This window comes from Sporomusa sp. (assembly GCF_035561155.1).
GTDB lineage: Bacteria > Bacillota > Negativicutes > Sporomusales > Sporomusaceae > Sporomusa.
In genome coordinates this window covers 1-9,718 of sequence record NZ_DATMYD010000088.1, presented here as the reverse complement: position 1 = coordinate 9,718, position 9,718 = coordinate 1, and the positions used below count along the sequence as shown (strand labels likewise).

Here is a 9,718-nt window from a genome sequence, read left to right as displayed (position 1 = left end):
CCACTAAGTATCCATTGCTGAATACTCCGTTCGACTTGCATGTGTTAGGCACGCCGCCAGCGTTCGTCCTGAGCCAGGATCAAACTCTCCAATAAAGTGTATTTATTGAAGCCGTTTATCGGCTCATTAAATCAAAAAAATGTTTTTGTTTGTGCTACAAGTAGCACAACGCACATCTGGCATTTTATGATGCATTACTTTACATTGTTCAGTTTTCAGGGAACGTTGTTTTAATTGTTGTCGCATTCGCATTGCTGCTAAATTTGACAGCTTTTATATGTTATCACGTTTATTTCATCGTGTCAACATCTTTATTCTTGGTATTTCTTGCTGCTTTATTCATAATGACAGCTTATATAGATTAGCACAACTTTTACAGCTGCGTCAACACATATTTTTTTTATAACCTCGTTCGCGCTCACGACAACGTTTGCCTACTAACACGCTCTACTCATTATGCAATCCAACTCCCTAGGCGTGACCGTACTCCGAGGCTTATATGCTATTCTATCGTAGCATATTGTAACCTAGCACGTCAATGATTATTCGCGCAATTTTGAAAAAACAAACTATACAAAAGAGGCAGACTCACGTCTGCCTCTTTTGTAATCATGAGTTATTTCTTAACTACCAGTTCAAGCGCAACAGGTATAGCAGCAGGCACAGTTTCCTTAGCAATTATTTTTTTTGCTGTTTCGATACTGATTTTGCCCATATCTTTCGGTTTCTGAGCTACTGTCGCGGTTAACGCACCTTCATTTACGGCTTTAACCGCGTCAGCGGTAGCATCAAAGCCAACCACTATGACGTTCGTGCGTTTGGCAGCTTTGATCGCTTCAAGAGCTCCGAGAGCCATCTCATCATTGTGAGCAAATACTGCGTTGATTTCTGAGTTGGCCTGGAGGATGTTCTCCATAACTTTCATACCTTTGGCACGGTCAAAGTCAGCTGGCTGTTTAGCAACTACAGTAATACCAGTTGCTGCTTTAATCGCTTCGTTGAAGCCTTTGCCACGATCATTGGCAGCTGAAGTGCCAGGAATACCTTCAAGTTCTACAACTTTACCTTTACCGGACAGTTTGTCAACAATAAGCTGTCCAGCCATTTTTCCGCCGGCAACATTGTCAGAGGCGATGGCGCTTACAACGGTACCGCCGGCAGCGCCGCGGTCAACAGTGATTACAGGGATATTGGCTTTATTGGCAGCTTCGATAGCGGGAACGATCGCTTTGGAATCAACCGGATTAACAATAATAACGCTAACTTTCTGCTGAATGAGATTTTCAATGTTCGCCAATTGCTTGGAAGCGTCGTTTTGCGCATCCATAACAACCAGCTCAAGACCATTGGCATCGGCAGCAGCTTTAGCACCATCTTTCAAGTCAACAAAAAATGGGTTGTTTAAAGTTGATACAGCTAGGCCAACTACCGCTTTTTTGGCAGCCGGAGCCTGCTCTTTGGGTTGGTTGCCGCCGCAACCGGCGATGAGACTCATAGTAATAACCATAACAAGCAGTAAAGCCCACACACTCTTTTTACGCAAATTGCTAAACATTTTTTTCTCCCCCTTGATGTTTTTAGTCAAAATGGAAGTCAACAGCCGGTGATTGCCCTGCGTTCCCCCCTTTTTGCCATACAAATGCATCTAGCTACATTCTGGCTATTTGTCGCGTTTGCGGTCGAGTAAGACAGCCAGCAAGATAACCAATCCTTTAGCTACCTGCTGATAGAAAGAAGATACATTAAGCAGGTTAAGACCATTATCAAGAACACCAATAATCATGGCCCCTACCAGCGTACCGCCTATTGTGCCTAATCCCCCGGCTAAACTTGTGCCACCTAAGACAACGGCAGCAATAGCATCAAGCTCAAACCCCATTCCAGCAGTGGGTTGAGCCGAATTAAGACGGGAAGTAAGAATAATTCCGCTTAACCCCGCCAAGAGTCCTGAGAGAGTATACACTGTGACTAATATCTTTTTAGTGCCAATACCAGACAGTCTGGCTGCTTCTTCATTACCACCAATTGCATAAATATAGCGGCCTAACTGGTTTTTCTTTAAAAGAAAATAAGCGGCAATAAAGATGAGGGCCATAATGACAACAGGTACAGGAATCCCAGTGATATAACCGCCGCCCAACCAGCGGAAGTCTTCCGTCAGACCGGTAATCGGCCGCCCTTCGGTATACACCAACGTATAGCCTCTGGCTACCGTCATCATACCCATAGTGGCAATAAATGGTGGCACTTTTCCTTTGGTAATTAAGAGGCCGTTAATTGCCCCCAATATACTGCCAATGGCAATACCGGCTATTATCGCTGTCCCCATGCCTTGCCCGGCACTCATAAGACCGGCGGTAATACTTCCAGCCATGGCCACAATAGAGCCTACCGACAAATCGATACCGCCGGTGAGAATGACCAGGGTCATGCCAACACTGATAATAGCGTTTAGTGATACTTGCCGGGTTACGTTGAGCAGGTTATTTACTGTTAAAAATCGGTCTGACAGAAGCGCCAGTGCCAGGCTGATTAAGAGCAAGCCTAACAGCGGCCCCATTTTCCGAATAACAGTAGCGCTTAATTTTGCTTTTGTCTGTTCTACTGCCACTGTATTACTCCCCTCCGGCCGCATAAGCCATAATTTTTTCCTGAGTCGCCCCGGCAACCGGCATATCTGCCATGATACGTCCTTGATGCATGACTAATACCCTGTCACTCATTCCTAGAACCTCAGGCAGCTCTGATGAAATCATCAAGATACCAACCCCGGCAGCTGTCAGCATATTCATGATTTGATAAATCTCGGCTTTGGCGCCAACATCCACACCACGTGTTGGTTCATCCATAATCAATAGCTGTGGACTGGTAGATAACCATTTAGCAATAACTACCTTTTGCTGATTACCACCGCTTAGATTTTTTACCAATTGCGCCGCGTTGGGTGTCCTGATTCTCAGTTTATCAATCTGACTACTGACAAGGCTCGCCTCAGCCTTACTTGAGATAAAAGTCTGACTGCTTACTGTTTCCAAGGCAGCTAGCGAAATGTTTTCTCCTACCGACAGCGACAATATTAACCCTTGATGTTTACGGTCTTCGGTAATTAGGCCGATCCCTGACCTGATGGCATCCGCAGGGGTTTTTATCGTAACCGGTTTGCCAGCGATCGTGATTGTACCACTGTCTACCGGGTCAGCACCAAATATTGCTCTGGCCAGTTCGGTACGACCTGCACCCATAAGACCAGCAATGCCGACTACTTCCCCGGCTCGTACGGTAAAGGTGACATTCTCTAGCACCCCTTGACGAGATAAGCCGTCAACACTAAGTACTTCGTTTCCCAGGGGTGCTATCTCTTTGGGAAACCGGGCGGTCATTTCTCGCCCGACCATCATTTTTACCAATTGATCAAACACGGCTTCAGGGGTATTAACAGTACCAATATAGGCTCCATCGCGCATCACCGTTATTCTATGGCTTAAGGCAAACAGTTCTTCCATGCGATGCGAAATATAGACGATACCGACACCGGCCGCAGCCAACTGACGGATGATACCAAAAAGATGTTCAGTCTCACGCCCGCTAAGTGCCGCAGTAGGTTCGTCCATAATGAGTATCTTGGTCTCATATGACAACGCTTTAGCTATCTCCACCATTTGCTGCTCGCCGATGCTCAGTTGTGCGACAATGGAGTCTGGGGAAATGTCTGAACAGAGCCGTGCCAACACCTGAGCTGCCTGCTCACGCATGGTTTTCCAGTCGACAAATCCCAAAGCACGCAGTGGTTCGCGTCCTAAGAAAATGTTTTCCATAACAGTAAGCTCAGGCACAAGATTAAGTTCCTGGTGGATAATCCCGATGCCTAGTTCCTGCGCTTGGCGCGGGCCGGTTATTTCAATTGTCTGGCCATTAAGCACTATTTCACCGGCATCTTTTTGGTACACGCCGCTGAGTATTTTCATAAGTGTTGATTTGCCGGCACCATTCTCGCCCAAGAGGGCGTGGATTTCACCAGCTGCAAGGGAAAAATTGACGCTTTTGAGGGCCTTTACGCCCGGAAATTCTTTGATAATCCCTCGCATCTCAAGTAATACATGATTATTCACACCAGCCTCCTAAAAAGTTACGCCAGATTTTAGAATAATATTGGCATATGGCGTACATTCCCCAGTACGGATAACAGCCACAGCCTGACGAGTTAGCAGCTTGAATTCTTCATGGCTTACCATCACGGCTGGAACAGCGGATAATGAAGCTTTAATACCTTCATAAATTTTCGGGCTGACTTCGGCCGTCTCGGTGGCGATAACCGCACTTTCCACTTGGAGCTCACTTAAGATAACCTCAAGGGTGCGCAAAAACTCAGGAACTCCTGGCATCAGCGCTAAATCTATTCGGCGTACGCCAGGGGGGATAGGCAAGCCGGCGTCGGCAATAACCAGTATATCGCCATGCCCCATGCCGGCAATGACTTCACTAATTGGTTGGTTGAGAGTCCCTATCTTCTTCATCTATTTAACCTCCTGACGACTTATATATTCATCGACTTCCCGCCGCCAAGGCAGGGCTGGTTGAGCTCCCCGCTTAGTTACCGACAGACCTGCCGCTACCGCAGCAAATCGCAAACTATCTTTCAGTTCCCAGCCCTCGGCTAATGCTGCAGCCAGCGCGCCGGTATAAGCATCACCGGCAGCGGTTGTATCAACTGCCTCAACTGAAATAGACGATATATGAAATATTTCGTTAGCCATAATGCATATCGCGCCCTGACTACCCAAGGTCACTACTGCAGCCTTGACACCAAGAGAAAGCAGCTTTTTGCCAGCGGTAATTGCCTCATCAGGTGAGCCTACTTGACAGCCGGTAATTATAGCAGCTTCGGTTTCATTAGGAGTAATAATATCCACCATTGCCAACGTGTGCTCCGGAACCGCGCGTGCAGGAGCAGGATTTAAAACCACCGTCCAACCGGCTTCTTTCGCTGCTTGTATGGCATACTGTGCAGTGTCTGCCGGGATTTCGTGCTGTACCAATAAAATTCCCGGCTTGTCAAAGCTTTTCAAAGCCTTATCCACATCTTCTTTGTTACAATAAGCATTAGCTCCAGGCACCACGACAATAGTATTGGCTCCAGACGCACCGACAGTAATCAGCGCCGTGCCGGTAGATTTATCAGCCCTCCGGACAAAAACCGTATCTACATTGTTTTCACTCAGGCTTGTTATCAGTTCTTGCGCAAAGGCATCCTGGCCCACACAACCCACCATAGTTACTTTAGCCCCTAATTTGCCAGCAGCAACGGCCTGATTAGCCCCCTTACCGCCGGGAAAGGTAGCAAACTCGCTACCGAATACTGTCTCACCGGTCGCAGGCAATCGATCTGCTGTTGCCACCAAATCCATATTAAGACTGCCGACAACCAGCACTGGAATATTCTCAGTTTGTTCCTGATTCAACTTAGCCCTCCTTAGCACCGGAAGATTTGCGCACAATCAACTCCGGTCCAAACTTTTGCTCACAGACACTTGTTTCAGCTCCGGTTATTTGTTTAAGAAGTATATCTACTGCAGCCGAACCCATATCATATACAGGTTGGCGCACAGTGGTAAGCGCAGGCTTATACCACCCCGCCATTCTGATATCGTCATAGCCGACAACCGCCACATCATCAGGTATTTTTAATCCACGCTCAGTCAAAGCTTCGATAGCACCAATCGCCATCATATCATTGGCAGCAAAAATGGCATCAAACGACTGCTGACCGTCAATAAGCGCTATGGCTGCTTTATAACCGCTGTCAAAAGTATAGTTGCCAACAAACAGCAGCCGCTCATTTACAGGCAATCTCTGTTGGCTGTGGGTATCAAAAAAACCCCGCCGCCTGTCAATCGCTGATGAAGACTGAACCGGTCCACCAATAAAAGCAATCTGCCGTCGTCCAAGACCAATAAGATGCTTAACAGCCAACATAGCGCCCTGGTAGTTGTCACAAACCACAGCACTCAATTTGGCGGCGGCTGAGCGTCGGTCCAACGTGACTACAGGCGTGGGCAAGGCCGATAATAGCTCCAAATTACCTTCACTGTCCGCACCGCCAATAAATAAAATCCCGTCCACCTGTTTACTAAACAGAAACTGTATATAGCGTTCCTCTTCAGCCGGCTTACCGTCAGAATTGCATAAAATCACGGCATAACCGTGCTGCCTGGCAGCATCTTCAACACCTCTAACCAGCGCCGGAAAAAAGGGATTTTCAATATCAGGGATAATAAGCCCAATACTGCGTGATTTCCTCTCTTTAAGCGCTCTTGCTACGGCATTGGGGCGATATTCCAGTTCGTCTACCGCCGCCGCTACCCGTGCCGCTAGTTCTCCCGACACCACGGCACTGCCATTTAAAATCCGAGATACTGTCGCTATCGATACTCCGGCCGCTCGGGCAACATCCTTGATTGTTATCGTAGTTTTCCCGTATTTCATTTTTTAATCTCCTGTTAAACCTTTAAAACAACATTTCACTTTGTATTTCTAACAGAGACTCCCTAGCAATGTAAACGTTTTCGTAAACGTTTACTGGTATATTACTACGTATTTTTCGAAATTCCTGCCAGCGTTTGCAAAAAAAATAAAGCAGCCCCATGCGGGACTGCTTCAAGTTTTTTAATAATCTATTTAAGCACAGCGCCTGTATTAGCCGAAGTAACCAGTTTTGCATATCTGGCCAGATATCCGGTAGTGACTTTGGGGGCTGGTTTAACCCATGCAGCTTTACGCTTAGCTAGGTCTTCAGGACTTACCTTGAATTCAAGCTTGCGCCCAGGAATATCGATATTGATAATATCGCCATCTTCCAGGAGAGCAATTGGGCCGCCTTCCATAGCTTCAGGCGAAATGTGCCCGATACACGCGCCCTGGGTAGCGCCGCTGAATCGTCCGTCTGTCAGAAGTGCCACTTTAAGGCCCATACCGACAATTACGGCTGTCGGATTAAGCATCTCTTTCATACCAGGGCCACCTTTAGGGCCTTCGTAACGTATAACCACAACATCGCCGTCTTTAATCTTTTTACCAATAATAGCTTCAATGGCTTCCTCTTCGGAGTTAAATACGCGAGCAATCCCTTCGAAAGTAAGCATATCTTCCTTTACAGCGCTTTCTTTTACAACTGCACCGTCAGGAGCCAGGTTGCCATTTAAAATAGCGATACCGCCAGTTTTGCGATATGGTTCCTCTACTGTCTTAATTACCTCAGGACGGTAAATGGAGGCGTATTCAATTCTGTCGGCAATGGTGCCATTCACCGTCAGCGCCTCAGTATGAATTCCGCCGCATTTGGTAAGCTCTTTCAGCACTGCAGAAATACCGCCGGCTTCGTTAAGGTCTTGGATATGATAAGTGCCGCCAGGGCTTAATTTGGTGATGTAGGGTGTCTTGGCACTAATCTCGTCAAACAGCGACAGGGGTAGTTCAATACCAGCTTCGTAGGCAATCGCAGTAAGGTGCAATACTGTATTGGATGATCCGCCAATGCCCATATCAACAGTCATGGCATTTTCAAACGCATTACGGGTCATAATATCGCGAGCCTTAACGTCGCGTTTGACTAGATCAACGATAATTTCCCCTGACTGCTTGGCCATCATCCGTCGAGCACCAAAGTGAGCTGCGGGGATGGTACCATTCCCAGGTAGCGCCATGCCGAGTGCTTCAGCCATACAGTTCATGGTATTGGCGGTGAACATCCCAGCACATGAGCCGCAACCAGGACAAGCGGATTTTTCCATTTGATCTAGCTCACCAGCCGTAATCTTACCGGCTTCAAAGAGGCCTGCTGCTTCAAACATAGTACTTACACTGATATCGCGTCCCTGGTAACGTCCGGCAAGCATTGGGCCGCCGCTCATTACAATACAGGGAATGTTGAGTCTGGCCGCCGCCATAAGCATGCCTGGTACAATCTTGTCACAGTTGGGAATAAGCACCAAGCCGTCAAACCGATGGCCGATGGCCACAGCCTCGATTGAATCAGCGATAAGCTCGCGGCTGGGCAATGGATATTTCATGCCGTCATGGCCCATAGCAATACCATCACAGATACCAATAGCCGGAAACTCTACTGGCATGCCGCCGCCTGCGGCCACGCCTAGTTTCACAGCCTCGGCTACATCCCTAAGATGCATATGTCCGGGGATGATTTCATTAAATGCATTAACAATGCCAATCATTGGTTTCTCTAATTCTTTGGGAGTATAACCCATTGCATAAAATAACGAACGGTGAGCCGCCCGGGTTGAGCCCTTTTTAACTATATCGCTTTTTAATGTCATAAAAATATTCTCCTCCTGATAGTAATCCACCGCCTGCCACGTACAAAAATCCTTTTCAGGTGGTCCAAACAGTAACATTGTATTATTTATTCAACAAAACGTCGGTAATTCCTTCTCTATTTAATCATTGTCTATAAATTGCTGATTGTAAAGATAGACTTAGCCGCTCTTAGCCCCTATTTGTAAAAAAAGGAGTTAAGAGCGGCTGGTCATCGGATAAAAAGAGTCATCCTCCTGTTTGTAAGAAGATGACTTTTTTGTTATATTTACTTTCTTTTTTTGCTTTTCTTGGAGGGCTTTTGTTTATTGACTTTGCTAGCTACCGGCCAAGCTGCTTTCAGACGTGGAACACGTCCTGTTCGTTCTTCTTGTGGCAACTCATCCCTGCGGGTGCCCAAGTATACTTCAGCAAGCGGATAAAGGGTTTCTCGGCGGTTAGTATCAATCTCAAAATCTAACTTAGCTGTCGCTGCCACTTCGTTTTGAGTAAAGCGGGCCACTGCCAACTCACTAGGTCTCGGTAGCATATCAATCTTCTTACCGCTTTGGTTATAGATATCAAGCAATACTGTTAACGCTCCGACAATAATCTCTCTGAGGTCATAAGCCGACAGTGAGTTATACTGATGCGCAAAAGCCACCGCCTGTCTTAGATGTTCTGCTGCGGTTTCAAACTCACCGCATTCCAGCAGTATTTGCCCTAGAGAAAAGTGTGACTCTACCTGACCTAAATCAAAAAATAGCGCCTGCTCATACGCACAAGCGGCTAACTCAGGTCGCTTGCCTTTGTAGTATATATTCCCTAACCGGTTCCAAAGATAAGCATCTTGGGGGTTATTAGAGAGTTTATTTAGAAAATATAATTCAGCATCACTACCCCAGCGAGGTGCAAACTCGTTATCAATAAGCGCTTGTCCAAAAACCACGCCGCTGTTCACTTTATCTTTTACCATGGTTTGAACAGCAACTGCTGCCATTTTCCCTGCAAGCACTGTTTGCATATGTTGAGATAATTCCCACTCACCGGCTGTATTACAATGCTTGCAGCGAAAATAGCCAACTGCCTGAAACTTATCCACTATACTCTTATCAGTTGTTGCTAACACCAAAGTCCCCAGGTCATAATCCCCGCTTTTTTCACAAGCCTTACATTTTAATCGGAAAATGTTTTCAGGAAATTCCCGGTTGATCTCTTTCATATATTTATAAATATGTTTAGGATACTTACCCGGCAGTGTGGCAACGGTTGGACGCAGCGGTACACTATTTACCTCCTGCCCTGTAGCTATACTGATAAGGAAGGGGTTAATACCATGCTTTTGATATTTTTCCATTTTAAATACCATTCCTTCATAATAAAAATAACTACTAGTAATGCTACTGAATAT

At 46.4% G+C, this 9,718-nt stretch carries 8 protein-coding genes and 1 rRNA gene; all 9 read right to left on the bottom strand.

What is annotated here, in order from left to right; translation table 11 throughout:
* Positions 1 to 95: ribosomal RNA gene (locus VN447_RS12130) — 16S ribosomal RNA — on the bottom strand; the annotation flags it as partial.
* A gap of 521 nt (positions 96 to 616) precedes the next feature.
* Complete coding sequence (gene rbsB, locus VN447_RS12125; RefSeq protein WP_325525623.1) at positions 617 to 1,555, bottom strand: ribose ABC transporter substrate-binding protein RbsB; 939 nt, start codon at positions 1,553 to 1,555, stop codon at positions 617 to 619.
* Between the two features lie 105 nt (positions 1,556 to 1,660).
* Positions 1,661 to 2,611 (bottom strand): ABC transporter permease subunit, encoded by a 951-nt coding sequence (locus tag VN447_RS12120; protein WP_325525622.1) that lies wholly within the window; start codon positions 2,609 to 2,611, stop codon positions 1,661 to 1,663.
* Positions 2,612 to 2,615: 4 nt separating this feature from the next.
* Positions 2,616 to 4,109, bottom strand: a complete 1,494-nt coding sequence (locus VN447_RS12115) for a sugar ABC transporter ATP-binding protein (protein ID WP_325525621.1) — start codon at positions 4,107 to 4,109, stop codon at positions 2,616 to 2,618.
* A 9-nt stretch (positions 4,110 to 4,118) separates the two neighbouring features.
* Positions 4,119 to 4,514 carry a D-ribose pyranase gene (gene rbsD / locus VN447_RS12110; protein WP_325525620.1) on the bottom strand — a complete coding sequence of 132 codons (396 nt, stop codon included), beginning with the start codon at positions 4,512 to 4,514 and terminating at the stop codon, positions 4,119 to 4,121.
* Positions 4,515 to 5,459, bottom strand: coding sequence for a ribokinase (gene rbsK / locus VN447_RS12105; protein ID WP_325525619.1), 945 nt, complete (start codon positions 5,457 to 5,459; stop codon positions 4,515 to 4,517). It abuts the gene before it with no gap.
* Position 5,460: 1 nt separating this feature from the next.
* On the bottom strand, positions 5,461 to 6,483 hold the full coding sequence (locus tag VN447_RS12100; protein WP_325525618.1) for a LacI family DNA-binding transcriptional regulator: 1,023 nt from the start codon (positions 6,481 to 6,483) through the stop codon (positions 5,461 to 5,463).
* A gap of 188 nt (positions 6,484 to 6,671) precedes the next feature.
* Positions 6,672 to 8,330: a dihydroxy-acid dehydratase gene (ilvD, locus tag VN447_RS12095; RefSeq protein WP_325525617.1), complete on the bottom strand. Its 1,659-nt coding sequence runs from the start codon at positions 8,328 to 8,330 to the stop codon at positions 6,672 to 6,674.
* A gap of 266 nt (positions 8,331 to 8,596) precedes the next feature.
* Positions 8,597 to 9,718, bottom strand: a 1,122-nt coding sequence (locus VN447_RS12090; protein ID WP_325525616.1) for a hypothetical protein, incomplete at its 5' end; no start/stop codon positions are given.

Excerpts from the sequence above, each read along its gene's own strand:
- rbsB (WP_325525623.1), bottom strand. The coding sequence starts at position 1,555 with ATGTTTAGCAATTTGCGTAAAAAGAGTGTGTGGGCTTTACTGCTTGTT.
- rbsD (WP_325525620.1), bottom strand. The coding sequence starts at position 4,514 with ATGAAGAAGATAGGGACTCTCAACCAACCAATTAGTGAAGTCATTGCC.
- VN447_RS12100 (WP_325525618.1), bottom strand. The coding sequence starts at position 6,483 with ATGAAATACGGGAAAACTACGATAACAATCAAGGATGTTGCCCGAGCG.
- ilvD (WP_325525617.1), bottom strand. The coding sequence starts at position 8,330 with ATGACATTAAAAAGCGATATAGTTAAAAAGGGCTCAACCCGGGCGGCT.